Annotated in this window: 17 protein-coding genes; all 17 read right to left on the reverse strand. The window is 71.2% G+C overall.

All coding sequences use genetic code 11. From position 1 onward, the window contains the following. Positions 1-5: 5 nt before the first annotated feature. Positions 6-1,322, reverse strand: coding sequence for a histidinol dehydrogenase (hisD, locus tag IEQ44_RS00910; RefSeq protein ID WP_193636538.1), 1,317 nt, complete (start codon positions 1,320-1,322; stop codon positions 6-8). Positions 1,323-1,393: 71 nt separating this feature from the next. Beyond that, the gene (locus IEQ44_RS00915) at positions 1,394-1,987 is read right to left on the reverse strand and encodes a hypothetical protein (RefSeq protein ID WP_227486653.1); all 594 of its coding nucleotides are present in this window, start codon (positions 1,985-1,987) and stop codon (positions 1,394-1,396) included. 5 nt (positions 1,988-1,992) lie between these two features. Continuing rightward, a complete protein-coding gene (gene dnaE, locus IEQ44_RS00920; protein WP_193636540.1) occupies positions 1,993-5,553 on the reverse strand; it encodes a DNA polymerase III subunit alpha in 3,561 nt (1,186 codons plus the stop codon). Between the two features lie 65 nt (positions 5,554-5,618). After that, positions 5,619-6,119: a GNAT family N-acetyltransferase gene (locus IEQ44_RS00925; RefSeq protein WP_319804400.1), complete on the reverse strand. Its 501-nt coding sequence runs from the start codon at positions 6,117-6,119 to the stop codon at positions 5,619-5,621. Next, positions 6,106-7,044, reverse strand: a complete 939-nt coding sequence (locus tag IEQ44_RS00930; RefSeq protein WP_193636541.1) for an RluA family pseudouridine synthase — start codon at positions 7,042-7,044, stop codon at positions 6,106-6,108. The genes IEQ44_RS00925 and IEQ44_RS00930 overlap by 14 nt, the downstream gene beginning before the upstream one ends. Further along, positions 7,041-7,607 carry a signal peptidase II gene (gene lspA, locus IEQ44_RS00935; protein ID WP_193636542.1) on the reverse strand — a complete coding sequence of 189 codons (567 nt, stop codon included), beginning with the start codon at positions 7,605-7,607 and terminating at the stop codon, positions 7,041-7,043. The genes IEQ44_RS00930 and lspA overlap by 4 nt, the downstream gene beginning before the upstream one ends. Continuing rightward, positions 7,580-8,029, reverse strand: coding sequence for a TraR/DksA family transcriptional regulator (locus IEQ44_RS00940; protein WP_193636543.1), 450 nt, complete (start codon positions 8,027-8,029; stop codon positions 7,580-7,582). Before IEQ44_RS00940 ends, lspA begins: the two co-directional genes overlap by 28 nt. A 207-nt stretch (positions 8,030-8,236) precedes the next feature. Next, positions 8,237-8,989 (reverse strand): DivIVA domain-containing protein, encoded by a 753-nt coding sequence (locus IEQ44_RS00945; RefSeq protein WP_193636544.1) that lies wholly within the window; start codon positions 8,987-8,989, stop codon positions 8,237-8,239. Between the two features lie 144 nt (positions 8,990-9,133). Next, complete coding sequence (locus tag IEQ44_RS00950) at positions 9,134-9,430, reverse strand: YggT family protein (RefSeq protein WP_193636545.1); 297 nt, start codon at positions 9,428-9,430, stop codon at positions 9,134-9,136. Between the two features lie 6 nt (positions 9,431-9,436). Next, positions 9,437-9,916: a cell division protein SepF gene (locus IEQ44_RS00955; RefSeq protein ID WP_193636546.1), complete on the reverse strand. Its 480-nt coding sequence runs from the start codon at positions 9,914-9,916 to the stop codon at positions 9,437-9,439. Positions 9,917-9,974: 58 nt separating this feature from the next. Continuing rightward, on the reverse strand, positions 9,975-10,670 hold the full coding sequence (locus IEQ44_RS00960) for a YggS family pyridoxal phosphate-dependent enzyme (RefSeq protein ID WP_193636547.1): 696 nt from the start codon (positions 10,668-10,670) through the stop codon (positions 9,975-9,977). After that, positions 10,667-11,362 (reverse strand): purine nucleoside phosphorylase YfiH/LACC1 family protein, encoded by a 696-nt coding sequence (locus IEQ44_RS00965; protein ID WP_193636548.1) that lies wholly within the window; start codon positions 11,360-11,362, stop codon positions 10,667-10,669. The genes IEQ44_RS00960 and IEQ44_RS00965 overlap by 4 nt, the downstream gene beginning before the upstream one ends. 9 nt (positions 11,363-11,371) lie before the next feature. Then, on the reverse strand, positions 11,372-12,652 hold the full coding sequence (gene ftsZ, locus IEQ44_RS00970; RefSeq protein ID WP_193636549.1) for a cell division protein FtsZ: 1,281 nt from the start codon (positions 12,650-12,652) through the stop codon (positions 11,372-11,374). Between the two features lie 239 nt (positions 12,653-12,891). Continuing rightward, on the reverse strand, positions 12,892-13,659 hold the full coding sequence (locus IEQ44_RS00975; RefSeq protein WP_319804401.1) for a cell division protein FtsQ/DivIB: 768 nt from the start codon (positions 13,657-13,659) through the stop codon (positions 12,892-12,894). Positions 13,660-13,664: 5 nt separating this feature from the next. Then, positions 13,665-15,107 (reverse strand): UDP-N-acetylmuramate--L-alanine ligase, encoded by a 1,443-nt coding sequence (gene murC / locus IEQ44_RS00980; protein WP_193636550.1) that lies wholly within the window; start codon positions 15,105-15,107, stop codon positions 13,665-13,667. Beyond that, on the reverse strand, positions 15,104-16,174 hold the full coding sequence (gene murG / locus IEQ44_RS00985) for an undecaprenyldiphospho-muramoylpentapeptide beta-N-acetylglucosaminyltransferase (RefSeq protein WP_193636551.1): 1,071 nt from the start codon (positions 16,172-16,174) through the stop codon (positions 15,104-15,106). Before murG ends, murC begins: the two co-directional genes overlap by 4 nt. 12 nt (positions 16,175-16,186) lie before the next feature. After that, on the reverse strand, positions 16,187-17,530 hold the full coding sequence (gene ftsW, locus IEQ44_RS00990) for a putative lipid II flippase FtsW (RefSeq protein WP_319804402.1): 1,344 nt from the start codon (positions 17,528-17,530) through the stop codon (positions 16,187-16,189). Positions 17,531-17,542 lie beyond the last annotated feature (12 nt).

Here is a 17,542-nt window from a genome sequence, read left to right on the forward strand (position 1 = left end):
CGAGCTCACTCCACGTCACCCCGGTCGCCCGCGAAGCGCACCTCGACGGCCTGGCCGTGGCCGGGTAGGTCCTCGGCCGTCGCGAGCGTGACCACGTGGCCCGCGACGTCGGCCAGCGCGCCGCGGGAGTAGTCGATGACGTGGACCGACTTCGTGAAGGCCCGCACCGACAGCCCGGAGGAGTGGCAGGCGCACCCAGCCGTCGGCAGGACGTGGTTGGAGCCCGCGCAGTAGTCGCCCAGCGACACCGGCGCCCACGGACCGACGAAGACGGCGCCGGCGTTGCGTACGCGAGCAGCCACCGCGGCGGCGTCGCGCGTGTGGATCTCCAGGTGCTCGGCGGCGTAGGCGTTGACCACGTCGAGGCCCTGCTCGACGTCGCGCACCAGCACCACGCCGGACTGCTGACCGGTGAGCGCCGTGCGAATGCGCTCGACGTGCTTGGTCGCGGCCACCTGGGCCTCGAGCTCGACCACCACGGCCTCCGCCAGCTGCTCGGAGTCGGTGACCAGCACCGACGCGGCCATCGGGTCGTGCTCGGCCTGGGAGATGAGGTCGGCCGCCACGAAGGCGGGGTCGGCGGAGTCGTCGGCCAGGATGGCGATCTCGGTGGGACCCGCCTCGGAGTCGATCCCGACGACGCCGCGCAGCTCGCGCTTGGCCGCCGCGACGTAGATGTTGCCCGGCCCCGTCACCAGGTCGACCCGGGCACAGGGGCCGGCGCCGTGGGCGAACATGGCGATCGCCTGCGCGCCTCCGACGGCGTAGACCTCCTCCACCCCGAGCAACGCACAGGCCGCCAGGATGGTCGACTCCGGCAGTCCGCCGTTGTGCTTCTGCGGAGGGCTCGCCAGCGCGATCGAGCCGACCCCGGCGACCTGCGCCGGGACCACGTTCATGACGACGCTGCTCACCAGCGGCGCCAGACCCCCGGGCACGTACAGCCCGACGCGGTCGACCGGGACCTTGCGGTGCACCACCGTCGCCCCGGGGGCGAGCTCGGTCGTGACCTCGCCCTCGAGCTCTGCCTCACAGGTCGCCCGCAGCCGTCGGACGGACTCCTCCAGGGCACGACGCACGTCGGGGTCCAGGGCGTCGAGAGCCTCGACGAGGGCGGCGGACGGCACCTGCACCTCCGTCTGCTCCACCCCGTCGAACTGGCGCGTGTACTCCAGGACCGCCTCGAGGCCCCGCGTACGCACCGCGTCGATGACCGGGCGGACGGCATGGGTCGCCGCCTCGACGTCGAACTCGGCACGAGGGACGCTCGCGCGGTAGTCCGTGGAGGCCTCTGCGGCCCGGAGGTCGATGCGGCGGATCATGCGGTCAATGATAGGTCTCGGCCGCGTACGGACACCCATCCGTGTCCACCGGCTTCGTCACACCGCGCTGCTCACGCCCCGCTGCCGGCACGCGCACCGTCCGGCGAGTGCAAGTCGGGCGTGGCACGACGGTGCCGTCTTCCCGGCCCACCCAGGAAGATGCCGATCAGGCTGATCAGCGCCCCGACGGCCGGCGCGAGGGTCGCGGTGGAGGCGAAGGGCCACCACTGCCGCTCCACGCCGGCGAGGCGCAGGTCGGAGATGATCGGTTCCCAGTCGCCCGCGGTGCGTGCGATCGCGTGCGGGTCGTCGGGACCGAGCAGGTGACCCACCTGGTACATCACCCACGCGTGGACCAGGGAGCCGAGCACGACCCCCGCGAGCACGACCAACGGCGCTCCGCGCACCCAGCGGGCCGCGACGGCCCCCAGGGCGATGCCCGCGACCAGACCCACGACCGTGTACCACCCCGTGGCCGAGGCGTCCTGCAGGAGACCGTCGCGGTCGAGGTACCACTCCCCCTCCCACGCGGCCCCGGTCGGCGGCGTCCACACCAGCTCCCACAGCCAGCCGGTCACCACACCCGTGAGGGCTCCCGCCACGACGAGACCCAGGAAGACCACGGCCTCTCGCCTCGAGGACGTCGACGTCCGAGGGGACCTCACGCCGCTCACGACCCCAGGCACCCAGGGCCCAGGAGCTGCTTGAGGTCGGCGAAGAGGGCCGAGGTCGGGGTCACGCGCAGGCGGTCGTCGAGCTTCATCACCGTGGTCGACGAGCGGGAGAGCAGTCGCAGGTGCACCTCGGTCATGCCCGGGTGCGAGGAGAGCACGTCTCGCAGCGAGTCGACGACCGGGGGCGTGCACCGGGTCGAGGGCAGCGACACGACGACGGGGCCACTCGGGCCCTCACTGAGGTCGGGCACCGAGACCTCCTGGCCGCGCAGCTCAGGCTGCTCCTTGTCACGCGACAGCGTGCCCCGGACCCGCAGGATCGCGTCCTGCACGAGGTGGGGCGTCGCGAGCTGGTAGGCGCTGGGGAAGAGCAGCACCTCGATGCCACCCTCGAGGTCCTCCAACGTCAGCGTCGCCCAGGCGTCTCCGCGCTTGGTGATCTTGCGCTGCACCTGGGTCACGAGCCCCGAGACGGTCACGGGTGCGCCGTGCTGACGGTCCTCGTCCATGAGCAGCTGGCCGATGGTGCAGTCGGTGCCACTCGACAGGACGTGCTCGAGACCCATCAGGGGGTGGTCGGAGACGTAGAGACCGAGCATCGCCCGCTCATGGCCCAGGAGCGTCATCTTGTCCCACTCGTCGACCTCGGGGATCGAGACCGCGACCCCGAAGCCGCCGGAGTCGTCCTCGTCCATCAGCCCCGCGAAGAGAGAGTCCTGACCGATGGCCTCGTTCTTCTTGATGTCGACGAACTGGTCGACGGCCGACTCGTGCACCAGGTGCAGCGCCCGGCGCCGGTGCTTCATGTCGTCGAAGGCCCCGGCCTTCACCAAGGACTCGATCACCCTCTTGTTGCACACCAGCGAGGGCACCTTCGACATGAAGTCGTTGAAGTCGACGTAGCGCCCCTGGGAGCGGCGGGCCTCGATGATGCCCTCGACCACGTTGGCCCCGACGTTGCGCACCGCCGTGAGTCCGAAGCGGATGTCGCGACCCACCGCGGTGAAGTTCGCCGCCGACTCGTTGACATCGGGGGGCAGCACCTGGATCTTCATCCGTCGGCACTCGTTGAGGTAGATCGCCATCTTGTCCTTGTCGTCCTTGACGGACGTCAGGAGGGCGGCCATGTACTCAGTCGGGTAGTTGGCCTTGAGGTAGGCGGTCCAGTAGGTGATGACGCCGTACGCCGCGGAGTGTGACTTGTTGAAGGCGTAGTCGGAGAAGGGCAGCAGGATGTCCCAGAGCTGGGTGATCGCCTCCTGGGGGTAGCCGCGCTCGAGCATGCCGGCCTGGAACCCGGCGTACTGCTTGTCGAGCTCCTCCTTCTTCTTCTTGCCCATCGCGCGTCGCAGGTTGTCGGCGGCGCCCAGGGTGAAGCCCGCCAGCACCTGGGCGATGGCCATCACCTGCTCCTGGTAGACGATGAGGCCATAGGTCTCGCCCAGCACCGGCTCGAGCGCCTCGGCCAACGCCGGGTGGATCGGCTCGATGGGCTCGCGCCCGTTCTTGCGGCGGGCGTACTTGTTGTGCGAGTCGGCGCCCATCGGTCCGGGCCGGTAGAGCGCGGAGACGGCCGTGATGTCGGCGAACTTGTCGGGCTGCATCGAGCGCAGGAGCGCACGCATGCCGTTGGAGTCGAGCTGGAAGATGCCCAGGGTGTCGCCCCGGCCCATCAGCTCGTAGGTCGCTCGGTCGTCGAAGCCGACCTCCTCGAGGACGACCTTCTCCTGGCGGTTGGCCTCGATGTTGCCCAGGGCGTCCTCGAGGATGCGCAGGTTGGACAGGCCCAGGAAGTCCATCTTCACGAGCCCGAGTGACTCGCACATGGGGTAGTCGAACTGCGTGATGACCGCGCCGTCCTGCGGGCGGGACATGATCGGCACGATGTCGATGAGCGGCTCGCTGGACATGATCACGCCCGCCGCGTGGACGCCCCAGTTGCGGATCTGGCCCTCCAGGCCGAGCGCCGTCTGGTAGATGCGACGCACCTCGGGGTCCTGCTCGTAGAGCGCCCGGAACTCCTGGCCGTCGTTGTAGCGCTTGTGCTGGGGGTCGAAGAGGTCCTTGAGCGGGACCCCCTTACCCATCACGTCGGCCGGCAGCGCCTTGGTGATGCGGTCGGAGATCGCGAAGCCGTGGTCGAGCACACGCGCGGCGTCCTTGATGGCCGCCTTGGCCTTGAGCCGGCCGAAGGTGGCGATCTGCGCGACCCGCTCCGCGCCGTACTTGTCGGTGACGTACTGGATCACCTCACCTCGGCGCGCGTCGTCGAAGTCGATGTCGAAGTCGGGCATCGAGGGACGCTCGGGGTTGAGGAACCGCTCGAAGAAGAGTCCGTGCTCGAGGGGGTCGAGGTCGGTGATGCGCAGGGCGTAGGCAGCGATCGAGCCCGCACCCGAACCACGTCCGGGACCGACCCGGATGCCGTTGTCCTTGGACCACTGGATGAAGTCTGCGACCACCAGGAAGTAACCGCAGTAGCCCTTCTGGGCGACGACGCCGAGCTCCATCTCGACGCGGTCCTTGACCTCCTGGGTCAGGCGGTCGCCGGGGTAGCGGTGCTCGATGCCACGCCAGACCTCCTTGCGGAACCAGGACTCCTCGGTCTCCCCCGCCGGGATCTGCGCGTTCGCCATGTAGCCGCCGGTCGACTCGGTGAACTCGATGTTGCAGCGTTCGGCGATGAGGAGCGTGTTGTCGCAGGCCTCCGGCATGCCGAACTGGTCGGCCCACAGCGCGCGCATCTCCGCGGCGGACTTGATGTAGTAGCCGCCCCCGTCGAACTTCAGCCGGTTGGGGTCGGAGAGCCGCTTGCCGGAGGCGACGCAGATCAGGGCGTCGTGGGCGTCGGCGTCCTCGGGGTTGTTGTAGTGCGAGTCGTTGGTCGCGATGGGTGGCAGCCCCATCTGCTTGCCCAGGCGCAACAGGTCGTCACGGACCCGCTTCTCGATGGAGATGCCGTGGTCCATCAGCTCGAGGAAGACGTTCTCCTTGCCGAAGATCTCCTGCAGCTCGCCGGCCTCACGCACCGCCTCGTCGTACTGGCCCAGGCGCAACCGCGTCTGGATGGCCCCGCTGGGGCAGCCGGTGGAGACGATCAGGCCCTTGCTGTGCTCGGCCAGGATCTCCTTGTCCATGCGGGGCTTGTAGAAGTAGCCCTCCAGGCTGGAGCGCGACGAGAGCCGGAAGAGGTTGTGCATGCCCTCGGTGTTCTCGGCCCACATCGTCATGTGGGTGTAGGCGCCGCCACCGGCGACGTCGTCGCCACCCTCCTCGGCCGTGTCGCCGCGTCCCCACTTGACCCGGCGACGTTCCCCGCGAGGAGTCCCGGGCGTGAGGTAGGCCTCGATGCCGATGATCGGCTTGACGCCGTACTTCTGCGACTTCTTCCAGAAGTCGTACGCGCCGTGCAGGTTGCCGTGGTCGGTCATCGCGATCGACGTCATCCCCAGGTCGGCGACCCGGGAGAAGAGGCCGTCGAGCAACGAGGCTCCGTCCAGCATCGAGTACTCGGTGTGGACGTGCAGGTGGGCGAACGAGTCGTTGGCGACCGACATGGGTGGTTCGCGGGCTCCTTCCGAGGAACGACGGTGAGCCCCACGACGGGCTCGAAGGTCCAAGCCTAGGCGAGTCCACCGACAGGAGGCACGCGACGCCACGTGACCCTCACCTCGGACTCACCACGAGGTGACTCCCACGCCGGGACCAGCTCCACCTCGTCCAGCCCGCGAGCACGGTAGAACGCCCGCGCGGACGAGTTGGAGGCGTGCACCCACAGGCCGAACCCGTCGCGCAGGAGGCCCTTCACCAGGTCCAGGAGCGCAGTGCCGACGCCGCGGCCGGCAGCCTCGGGGAGCACGTAGAGGTCGTCGAGCCAGCCCTCACGCATCGCGTCCGGACGCACGAGCCGCACGTAGCCCACCACCTCGCCGCGCTCCTGGGCCACCCAGAACTCGTCGCCGTCCCACCCCTGGGCCAGCTCCTGCGCCGCGGTCGCCAGGGTGACGTCGGGCATCGCCGCCACCACTCGGGCGCGCCGCTGGACGACGGCCATCGCCGGACGGTCATGCGGGGAGGCCGGCCGCAGGACCAGACCCTCCTCAGCGGCGTCAGTGGGCCTCACGGATGACGTCCAGCGCGTGGGCGAGGTCATCGGGGTAGCTCGACTCGTACTCCACGTAGTCGCCGGACTCGGGGTGCTCGAAGCCCAGCTTGACCGCGTGCAACCACTGGCGCTCGAGGCCGACCCGACGCGCGAGCACGGGGTCGGCGCCGTAGGTGATGTCACCGACGCAGGGGTGCTTCAACGCCGACATGTGCACCCGGATCTGGTGCGTACGACCGGTCTCGAGGTGCACCTCGAGGAGGCTGGCGAAGCGGTGGGCCTCGAGCGTCTCGTAGTGCGTGACGCTCGCGCGGCCGTCGCCCATCACGGCGAACTTGTAGTCGTACTTGGGGTGGCGACCGATGGGGGCGTCGATCGTGCCCTCCCACGGGTCGGGGTGGCCCTGGACCAAGGCGTGGTAAGTCTTGTCGACCGTCCGCTGGCGGAAGGCGTTCTTCAGGACCGAGTAGGCCCGCTCGGACTTGCAGATGACCATGACCCCGGACGTACCGACGTCGAGTCGCTGGACGATGCCCTGGCGCTCGGAGGCTCCCGACGTGGAGATGCGGAACCCGGCTCCGGCCAGGTGGCCCACCACGGTGGGGCCGCTCCATCCCGGGCTGGGGTGCACGGCCACACCCACCGGCTTGTCGACGACCACGATGGCGTCGTCGTCGTGGATGATCTTGATGCCCTCGACCACCTCGGGCACGACCTCGAGGGGGTCCACCCGGGCCGGGATCACGACCTCCAGCATCGCGCCCGCGTGGACCCGGTCGCTCTTCATGACCTCGGATCCGTCGACCTGCACGTGACCCTCGGCAATCAGCTCGGCGGAACGGCTGCGCGACAGACCGAACATCCGCGCCATCGCGGCGTCGACCCGCTCGCCGGCGAGCCCCTCGGGCACCAGGACGGTGCGGTGGTCGGCGTGGGTGCTCATCGCCCCTCCCCCGCGGGCTGCGTCGGCTCGTCGTCGGGCCGGGTGCCGTCCAGGGCGATCCCGCGCAGGCTCTGCACGATGATCACGCCGGCGGCGACGTTGATGCAGACGTCGGCCAGGTTGAAGACCGGGAAGCTGCCGAAGCTGAGGAAGTCGATCACGTGACCACGGAACGGCTCCGGGTCGCGGAGAAGACGGTCGGTCAGGTTGCCGACCACGCCGGCCAGCAGGGCGCCGAGCCCGAAGGCCCAGAGCCTGCTCCCGATCCGACGGGAGATGACGAGCACGACCGCGGTCGCGACCATCGACAGCCCCGTGAAGACGATCGTGTACTCGGTGCCGGTGCTGAAGGCCGCCCCCGGGTTGAAGACCAGTCGCAGCGTGAACCAGTCACCGATCACGGGGACGGATCGGTCCTCCAGCGCCGCCAGCGCCCAGGCCTTGGTCGCCTGGTCGGCGAGGTAGCCGGCGAGGGCCACTGCCGCAAAGAGGGACCAGAGGCCCTTGGACGGACTCGACGTGTGGTCGCTGGGGCTCAGCGACGCTCCTCGCGCTGCTTGCATGACAGGCACAGTGTGGCACGCGGGAAGGCCATGACCCGCATCTTGCCGATCGGCTGCTGGCACGACTCGCAGACGCCGTAGGTCCCGGCCTCGATCCGGGCCAGGGCACGGTCGACCTGCGCCAGCATCTCGCGCTCGTTGAGCATGAGGCTGAGTTCGTGATCCCGCTCGAAGCTCGTGGCGCCGACGTCAGCCTGGTCCTGCCCGGCGCCGTCTCCGGCGTCCTTCATCAGGCCGTTGAGCTCACGCTCCTGCTGGTCGAGCATCTGCACCAGGCGGGCGCGGTTGTCGTGGAGCTCGGAGAGCACCTCGTCCAGCTCGGCCGCGGTCCACTCACCCTCCCCCTCCTTGACGGCCAGGGCGGACGCCGACTCCTGACTCGAGGTCTTGGCGGCCGGGCTCTTGCGGGTGGTGGGAACCATGGTCAACTCCCCCTTCAGGGACGCTGCTGGTGTGGCGGAGGCCACATCGTGTGCTGCACGGTAGTGGTTCCCGGTGGAACCCTCAACGTGCCTTCCCCACGGCGTGTCGTTTCAATCCCCTCCGGGGCGTCCCCGGCCCCGGACGCGACGACGGCCGGCCCCGCGGCCGGCCGTCGTGCTCAGAACCTGGTGCTGGGAGAGGGAGGATCAGCCCTCGTCGTCCCCGAGGATGGACCGCAGACGCTTGGGCGCCGGCGCCTCGCCGGGCGTGGGGTTCTCCAGGCTGCCGGTGCCCTCGAGGGCCTCCAGCTGCTGGGAGAAGTAGGTCTTGAGCCGCGACCGGTACTCGCGCTCGAAGGAGCGCAGGGTCTCGACCTCACCGTTCAGCTTGTCGCGCTCGGTCTCGAGAGCACCGAACATCTGCTGGCGACGCTCGGCCGTCTCGGCGTCGAGCATCTGGGCGCGCTGACGAGCCTCGGCCTCGAGGCGGTCGGCCTTGCCCTTCGACTCGGACTCGAGGCGCTCCGCCTTCGTGCGGGCCTCGCCCACGATGCGGTCGGCCTCGTTCTTGGCGCTGTCGACGAGCTCGTCGGCGTTGCGCGTGGCGATCTCGAGCAGGCGTGCCGCGGCGTTGGACGCCTCGGCCACGGTCTCGACCCGCAGCGTCTCCGGAGTCGGCTGCGCGGCGACCACGGGGGCCACGACCGGCTCGGGGGCACGCACCGGCTCGGGCTCCGGCTCCGGCTCCTGGTGCTGGATCGCGAAGGGAGCAGGAGCGGCCGGGGCAGCGTTCTGCGCCGCCGCAAGCTTCGCCCGCAGGTCCTCGTTCTCCTTGGTCAACCGAGCGAGCTCCGCCTCGACCTCGTCCAGGAACTGGTCGACCTCACCCATGTCGTAGCCCTCGCGGAGCCGGACAGGAGTAAAGCGCTTGTTGCTCACGTCCTCAGGCGTCAGCGGCATGACCTCACCCAATTTCTTATCGACGACTAGTGGTTCTGACGTGGGAACAATAGCGCCCGTTCGGGCGCCGTGGTGCAGCACCCGTGAGGCTGGTGCGTCCAGATGGACGACCCACGCGTCGCCCATCCTCGCACGGGTCGGGCCTCAGACCCCGATGAAGACCGCTTGGACGACGCTGAGGAGCAGCCAGCAGGCGATGAAGACGATCATGAAGCTCAGGTCGAGCCCGACCTGACCGATGCGAACGACCGGCACCCAACGGCGCACCAGCTTGATCGGCGGATCAGTGGCGGTGTAGACGCCCTCGAGGGTCACCAGGAGCGCCCCCCGGGGCACCCACTGGCGGGCGAAGACCTGCACCCAGTCGACCACCAGACGCACGATCAGCAGGATCAGGAAGATCCAGATGACCGCGTAGAGCAGGACGCCGATCGCCTCCACCCGGCCTCAGCTCTGGTTGAAGAAGCCGCCCTCGACGAGCCGCTCCTTCTCCTCGGCCGCCACGGAGACGTTGGGCGGGCACAGCAGGAAGACCTTGTTGGTGATGCGCTCGATGCTCCCCCGCGTCGCGAAGACCAGGCCCGCGGCGAAGTCGACCAGACGCTTGGCGTCGGAGTCGTCCATGTCCGAGAGGTTCATGATCACCGGGACGCCCTCGCGGAAGTTCTCACCGACGGTGCGGGCCTCGTTGTAGGTGCGCGGGTGGAGGGTCGTGATCCGGCTCATCTCAGTCACCGTCGTCGGGGTCGGGACCGGCGCCGGGCGACGGCGTTCGGCCAGGTCGGAGACGGGTGCCGGACGGTGGTCGCCGGCCTGCCCCGCCATGGTCGCCTCGGTGTCCGCGGTGTCGTCCGCGTAGTCGTCGTACCGACCGGTGTCCTCGAGCAGGCCGAGGTACTCGCCGATCCTGCGCATCGCGCCGCTCATGAGCTCTTCCTCCGGTACATCGCGGTGCCCGTCATGGACACACCACTGATTCGTGACATTACAAGATCACCGGTCTCGGACCGAGGATCGCGGAGCCGACGCGCACGTGTGTCGCGCCGTGCGCCACCGCCTGCTCCAGGTCGCCGCTCATCCCTGCCGAGAGCACGGTGGCGGACGGGTGGTCGGTGAGGAAGGCGTGACGCACCTGCGCCAGCCTGGCGAACGCGTCCGCGGGGTCCTCCCCCAGCGGCGCGACCGCCATCAGGCCGGCCAGCTCGAGCCGCGGATGGTCGCCCACCGCGGCGGCCAGGGTCGAGAGGCCGGCGGGATCGACCCCGGCGCGGTGCACGGCCCCGGGCGGATCCAGGCTCACCTGCAGCAGGACCCGCAGCTCCCGCTCACCGGCACCGCGTGCCAGGGGACCCAGGAGCTTGGGGCGGTCGACGGACTCGACCACGTCGGCGTACGCGGCGACCGCGGCCGCCTTGTTGCTCTGCAGGCCGCCGATGAAGTGCCACGACAGGTCGAGGTCGGCGCACTCGCGCGCCTTGGCCTCGGCCTCCTGGTGCCGGTTCTCCCCCACGTCGGTGACACCCAGCTGTGCGAGCAGGCGCACGTCGCTGGCCGGGAAGAACTTGGTGACCACGACCAGCGTGACCTCCTCCGGGACACGGCCCACCTCCCGGCAGGCCCGGTCGATCCGCCCACGGACCCGGTCGAGGCCGGCGGCGAGCTCGTCCCTGCGGCTGGTCACGCCGCCACCCAGACGAGCCCGGCCATCCGACCGGCCGCGGCGCCCTGGCGGCGGTGCGACCACAGCAGGTCGTCCTCGAGGGTGCAGCCACCCACGTCCTCGTGCTCCACGTCCAGCGCGTCCAGCTGGGCGCGTACGCCTGCCCCCAGGTCGAGCGACGACGTACCCCAGGTGGTGTGGGCCGCGGCAGCCGGCACGGCCTCTGCCACCTGCGCACGCATCTCCTCGGGCACCTCGTAGCAACCACCGCAGACGTGGGGACCCACCCACGCCCGGAGCCGGGTGGCCCCTCGGCGTCTGAGGGCCTCGACGGCGGCGTGCACCACGCCGCGCAGGACACCTTCACGCCCTGCGTGGACCGCGCCCACCATTCCCTCCCGCGGGGCGGCCAGCAGGACCGGGACGCAGTCGGCGGCACGGGTCATCAACGCCAGCCCGGGGACGTCGGTGGTGAGGGCGTCCGCGGTCGGCACCCCCGCGGCGTCGCGGACGTGGGCCACGTCGGCGCCGTGCACCTGGTGCATGCGCGCGATCCCGGCTCCGATCGCGGCCTCGAGGCGGGACAGGTCAGCCTCGAGGCGCAACGGGTCGCAGGAGGCACCCTCACGTACGTCGACGGACGCGTCGGTGAAGGCGACCTGCACGGTCGTCGAGGTCGACTCGTCAGTCCACGTCCTGCGTGCGGTGAACATCGCCGCACCTCACTTCAGGAAGTCGGGGACGTCCAGCTCGTCGTCGTCGAACTCGACCCGGCGCTGGACCCGGGGGCGCTCGGCCCGCGGTGCCTCGGCACGCTCCTCCTGACGCTGACCCTGGCCGCCCTGGCTCTGGCCGCCCTGGGAGCCCACGCCGGCCCCCTGGACCGTCGGACGGGCTGCCTGGGGCTGGGCCTGGTCCTGCCGCTGGGTCTGGCGCTGGGCCGGAGCTGCCTGCGGGGCCCCCTGCGACTGCGCGATCTGTGCGGCGGCGGCGCGGGTCTCGGACTGGCTCTGCTGCGGACGGTTGAACCCGGACGTGTTCTCGCGGCGCTTGGGCATTCCGCCGTCGAAGCCGGCGGCGATCACCGTGACCCTGACCTCGTCGCCGAGGGCGTCGTCGATGGTGGCGCCGAAGATGATGTTGGCCTCCTCGTGGGCCGCCTCCGAGACGAGCGCCGCAGCCTCGTTGATCTCGAAGAGGCCGAGGTCGGAGCCACCGGCGATGGAGAGCAGGACCCCGTGGGCGCCCTCGATGGACGCCTCGAGGAGCGGGCTGGAGACAGCCATCTCGGCCGCGGCCACGGCGCGGTCCTCGCCGCGGGCCGAACCGATGCCCATCAGCGCGGAGCCGGCGTTGGCCATGACGGACTTGACGTCGGCGAAGTCGAGGTTGATCAGGCCGGGGGTGGTGATCAGGTCGGTGATGCCCGAGACACCCTGCAGCAGGACCTGGTCGGCCTGCTTGAACGCGTCGAGCACCGAGACGTTGCGGTCGCTGATCGACAGCAGCCGGTCGTTGGGGATGACGATGAGGGTGTCGACCTCCTCACGCAGCCGGGCGATGCCCTCCTCGGCGGAGTTGGCGCGGCGGCGGCCCTCGAAGGAGAAGGGGCGCGTCACCACACCGATGGTCAGGGCGCCCAGGGAGCGTGCGATGCGGGCGACCACGGGGGCGCCACCGGTGCCGGTGCCACCGCCCTCGCCGGCCGTCACGAACACCATGTCGGCGCCCTTGATGACCTCTTCGATCTCGTCGGCGTGGTCCTCGGCGGCGCTCGCGCCGACGTCGGGGTTGGCGCCGGCGCCGAGGCCTCGGGTGAGCTCGCGGCCGATGTCGAGCTTCACGTCGGCGTCACTCATCAGCAACGCCTGCGCGTCGGTGTTGATGGCGATGAACTCGACGCCCTTGAGGCCGACCTCGATCATCCGGTTGACGGCGTTGACGCCGCCTCCGCCGATGCCGACGACCTTGATGATCGCCAGGTAGTTCTGGGCTGCTGCCACGGTTCGTGCCCTTCTGTTCGGAGCCGGTCCTGCCACCGGCGCCAGGTGTCTCGTGCCTGTCGTGCCCCGGCGGCCTCCCCGCCCGTCCACTCCGTGAGCGTCCGGGCGAAAACCCTAACCGTGAGCCTGAGGGTTATAGTTATGTCAACCTCGTCGTGGTCACGACAGTAGGCGGGGCCCCCGGGCCCACCCCAGCCGGACACGCCGACCGCGCCCGAAATTGTGCGGAAGTTGGCGGGTCAGTCGGCGACGACGGGCTGACCCGGTGCGCTCACGTCGTAGCGCGAGGCCTGATGGGCCTTGAGGAGCGCCGCCAGGACGGCTGCCTTCTCCTCCGAGTGCTCCCCGCTCCCCCACAGCACCGTCCGGCCACCGGCGAGCACGAGGGAGACGTGGTCGACGGTCTCGACGTCGACCCGGCGGACGTCCTCGGCCAGGTCGGCGGGCAACGCCGACAGCACGGTGGCCGCCTGCTGCAGTGCCTCCCGGTCGACGTCACCGACGACGCGGACCGTCGGCAGACCCTTGGGTGCGCGGCGGAAGTCACGGAAGACCACGCCCTCGGCGTCCATCCCGCGCGGACGGCCGCCGATCCACGCCACGGCGACCGGGACACGTTCGGAGACCACCACGCGCACGCCGTGCGGCCAGTCACGCTCCACCTCGGCGCTGGCCACCGGAGCCATCGCCTCGACCCGCCGCGCCACCGCGGCGACGTCGACGCGCACCAGCGGGTCGCCGACCGGGACCGCGGCGGCGGCCAGCACGTCGTCGACGCTGAGGTGGTCGGTGCCCTCGACCACGACCTCCTCGACGGCCAGGACCGAGGAGAAGCCGACCAGCCACCCCCCGCCAGCGACCAGGCCGAGCACCAGCACCAGGGCCAGCAGCGGACGCCACACACCCCAGCGCCGCGCCCACTGGCGACGGGCGAAGCGCCGCCGCATCCGGGCCTGCTGGCGCGCCTCGGAAGGCGTGGGACCGTGGTCGGCCTCGGCGTCGGTCACCGCCGTCAGTCCTTGCCCAACAGGTCCAGCACCCGCGGACCGAGCTCGGTCACGCTGCCGGCTCCCAGGGTCAGCACCAGGTCGCCCGCCCGGGCCCGCCGGACGAGCTCGGCCGGAGCCGCGTCGAACTCCTCGACGTAGGACACCCGGTCGGCCGGGAGGCGACACGCCGCAGCGACCAGCTCGCCGGTGACCGAGGGGTCGGGATCCTCCCGGGCGAGGTGCACGTCGAGCACCACGACCTCGTCGGCGGCCTCGAGGGCGCGGCCCATCTCGGCACCGAAGATGCGCGTACGCGACACGAGGTGGGGCTGGAAGGCGACGACGACACGACCCTCACCGGCCAAGGCACGGGCGGCCTGCAGGTCACCGGCGATCTCCACCGGGTGGTGGGCGTAGGAGTCGTAGACCCGGACCCCCGCGACCTCGCCCTTGCGCTCCATGCGGCGACGGGTCCCGGTGAAGCCGGCGAGCCCCGCCAGGAGGTCGGCGGGCGCGAAGCCCAGACGCAACCCCGCGGCGAGTGCCGCAGCCGCGTCGAGGAGGTAGTGGCGCCCCGGGATCTGCAGCTCCAGCCGCAGGCAGCTGCCACCCTCACTTCCCTGGACGAGGGCGAGGTGCCCCGACAGGGTGACGTCGGCCGCGGAACGGTTGCCGGCGAAGGTGAGCGCGCCCAGGCGCAGGTCGGCAGCCGACGACTCCCCCACCCGGATCGTGTCGATGCCCCGCGCCTCGGCGGAGGCGGCCAGCGCCGCGGCCCCGGGGTCGTCGACCACGACCACGAGGAAACCCCCGGGCTGGATCCGGTCGAGGAACTCCTCGAAGGCGGCACGGTAGGCCTCCTCCGTGCCGAAGTGGTCCAGGTGGTCGGCCTCGACGTTGGTCACCACGGCACCGAAGGGCCGGTAGACCAGGAAGGCGCCGTCGGACTCGTCGGCCTCCGCGACGAACAGGTCACCACGCCCGTCGTGGGCGTTGGTCCCGGTCGCGGCGAAGTCGCCCCCGACCGCGAAGGTGGGGTCGGCCCCCGCCGCCTGCAGCGCGGAGGTCAGCAACGACGTGGTCGTCGTCTTGCCGTGGGTGCCGGCGACCGCGAGGGTGCGCTTGCCCTCCATCACGGAGGCGAGCCCCGCCGAGCGGGGCCACAGCCGCAGCCCGGACTGCTGGGCGGCGACCACCTCGGGGTTGTCCTCGCGCACGGCGGTGGAGACCACGAGGGTGTCGGCGCCCTGCACGTGGGCGGCGTCGTGCCCGACGTGCACCCGCGCGCCCAGCTTTGCCAGGGCGGCCAGCGTGGCCGAGTCGGCGCCGTCGCTGCCGGAGACCGAGACCCCGCGGGCGAGCATGATGCGCGCGATCGCCGAGAGACCGGCTCCGCCGATGCCGACGAAGTGCACGTGGCCGAGCTCGTCGGCCGGAAGGATGACGTCGGGGACGGGCAGCTTCACCGGGCGGCCTCCATGATCATGCGGGCCAGGGTCTCGTCGGCGTCGAGCTTCATGACGCCGCGCGCGGCCGCGCCCATCCGGGACAGGCCCTCGGGGTCGGTGAGCATCGGGGCCACATGGGCAGCCACCCACTCGGAGGTCAGCTCCTCGTCAGCGACCAGGAGGCCACCACCGGCCTCCACGACGGGCCGCGCGTTGAGCGCCTGCTCACCGTTGCCGATCGGGAGGGGCACGTAGACGGCCGGCAACCCCACGCCCGACACCTCGGTGACCGTGTTGGAGCCGGCACGGCACACCACGGCGTCAGCGGCCGCGTACGCCAGGTCCATGCGGTCGACGTACTGGCGCACCACGTAGGGCACGTCGGTGGCGGGGGCGTCGACCTCCTGGGTGGGCCCCGCCACGTGGAGCACCTGGACGCCGGCGCGCGACAGCGCGTGCGCGGCACCGAGGACGGCGGCGTTGATGCGGGCCGCGCCCTGGGAACCACCGGTGACCAGGAGCGTGGGACGGTCGGGGTCGAGGCCGAAGCTGGCACGCGCCTCGGCCCGCAGCGCGTCGCGGTCCAGCGTGGAGACCATGCGCCGCACCGGGAGGCCGACGTAGGTGGCGTGCGGGATGTCGGTGCCCGGGAAGCTGGTCGCCACGTGGCGAGTCAGTCGCGCCCCCAGCTTGTTGGCGATCCCGGCGAGCGCGTTGCCCTCGTGCACGACGAGAGGCAGGCGGCGCGTGCGCGCCGCGAGGTAGGCGGGCACCGAGACGTAGCCACCGAAGCCGACGACGACGTCGGGACGCACCCGGTCGACGACCTCGAGGGCGGCGCGTCGCGCGGCCAGCAGCTTGCCGGGCACCTGCAGCAGCGCCTTGCCGGGCCTGCGCGGCAGCGGCACCTTGGGCACGAACTCGAGCGGGAGCCCGGCCTCCGGCACGAGGCGCGCCTCCAGGCCCGACGTGGTGCCCAGGCAGGTCACCCTCACGGTCGGGTCCAGCCGACGCAGGGCGTCGGCGGTGGCGAGCAGGGGCGAGGTGTGTCCGGCGGTTCCTCCGCCGGCGAGAAGCACATGCATGGTGGCCCCAGCCTAGGAGGTGGACCGAGCTGCACCGGGGGCTGACACCCCGTACGTCCGGGTCCGGCGCGCCTCGAGCGCCTCCGCCGCCTCCGGTTCACGCCGGGCGAAGCCGACCAGCAGCCCGAGGGCGGCCAACGAGGGCACCAGCGCCGAACCGCCGTAGGAGATGAGGGGCAGCGGGATGCCGATCACGGGCAGGACGGCCAGGACCATGCCCACGTTGATGATCATCTGGCCCAGCAGCCACGCCACCACCCCGAACGAGCAGTAGCGGACGAAGGGGTCGGCCGTCCTCAGCGCCACCCGCACGGCCGCGAAGGCGATCGCGCCGAAGAGGCTCACCACCAGCACGGTGCCGGCGAGACCGAGCTCCTCACCCAGCACCGCGAAGATGAAGTCGGTGTGCGCCTCCGGCAGGTCGCCCCACTTCTGGGTCGAGTCACCGATCCCGTTGCCGAGCCACCCGCCGGTGGCGAGGGCGTAGAGCCCGTGGGCCGGCTGCCACCCGTTGTCGTGGTAGGTCTGCAGCGGGTCGACGAAGTTCGTCAGACGGTCGCGGCGCTCGGCACTGGTCGAGGCGGCGACGAACGCCAGGGCCACCAGCGCGGAGAGTCCGAAGGCGAAGTAGCGCCAGTTGAGCCCGACGACCCAGAGCAGGGCCATGAGGATGCCGCCGAAGACCAGGGCGGTGCCGAGGTCGCGGCCCAGGACCACCAGTCCGGTCACCAACCCGACCCCGGGCACCACGGGCACGAGGATGTGCGCGGTCCGGTCGAGCAGGGGCTCCTTGCGCGCGAAGACGTGGGCCGCCCAGATCACCACGGCGAACTTCGCGACCTCCGAGGGCTGCAGGCGGAACGGACCGACGCCGAGCCAGTTCTGGTTGCCCGCCACCTCGACGCCGAGCCCGGGGACCTGCACCAGCACCAGGAGCCCGGCGGCCACGCCCAGTCCGGGCCATGCGAGGCGACGCACCGCGGCCACCGGCACGCGACTCGCCACCCACGCCACGGGCAGCCCGATGGCGACCCACATGAGCTGTCGCTTCACGATCGAGTACGAGTCGCCACTCGTGCGGTAGGCCAGCACACTGCTGGAGCTGGTGACCATGATGAGTCCGATCGTCAGCAGCAGCGCAGAGGCCCCGAGGAGCAGGTAGTACGAGCTCAGCGGGTGGGCGAGGGCCTGACGCACGGCTGCCGGGGCGGAGGTGCGCGCCCGGGTCAGGGCGCCCTCCGGGTTGGCCGTGGTCATGCACCCTCCTGGGCCTTCGACGATGCGGCGCCGGGCGCCGTCCGCGGCGGAGGCCGCGTCCCCCCAGTCTCGCTGGCCGGGCTGGCCGGAGCGGGTCACCGACGCCGCGTG

Source organism: Nocardioides malaquae, assembly GCF_015070385.1.
GTDB classification, from domain to species: Bacteria; Actinomycetota; Actinomycetes; order Propionibacteriales; family Nocardioidaceae; genus Nocardioides; species Nocardioides malaquae.

Excerpts from the sequence above, each read along its gene's own strand:
- hisD (WP_193636538.1), bottom strand. The coding sequence starts at position 1,322 with ATGATCCGCCGCATCGACCTCCGGGCCGCAGAGGCCTCCACGGACTAC.
- dnaE (WP_193636540.1), bottom strand. The coding sequence starts at position 5,553 with ATGTCGGTCGCCAACGACTCGTTCGCCCACCTGCACGTCCACACCGAG.
- IEQ44_RS00930 (WP_193636541.1), bottom strand. The coding sequence starts at position 7,044 with ATGAGCACCCACGCCGACCACCGCACCGTCCTGGTGCCCGAGGGGCTC.
- lspA (WP_193636542.1), bottom strand. The coding sequence starts at position 7,607 with ATGCAAGCAGCGCGAGGAGCGTCGCTGAGCCCCAGCGACCACACGTCG.
- IEQ44_RS00940 (WP_193636543.1), bottom strand. The coding sequence starts at position 8,029 with ATGGTTCCCACCACCCGCAAGAGCCCGGCCGCCAAGACCTCGAGTCAG.
- IEQ44_RS00945 (WP_193636544.1), bottom strand. The coding sequence starts at position 8,989 with ATGCCGCTGACGCCTGAGGACGTGAGCAACAAGCGCTTTACTCCTGTC.
- IEQ44_RS00955 (WP_193636546.1), bottom strand. The coding sequence starts at position 9,916 with ATGAGCGGCGCGATGCGCAGGATCGGCGAGTACCTCGGCCTGCTCGAG.
- IEQ44_RS00965 (WP_193636548.1), bottom strand. The coding sequence starts at position 11,362 with ATGTTCACCGCACGCAGGACGTGGACTGACGAGTCGACCTCGACGACC.
- murG (WP_193636551.1), bottom strand. The coding sequence starts at position 16,174 with ATGCATGTGCTTCTCGCCGGCGGAGGAACCGCCGGACACACCTCGCCC.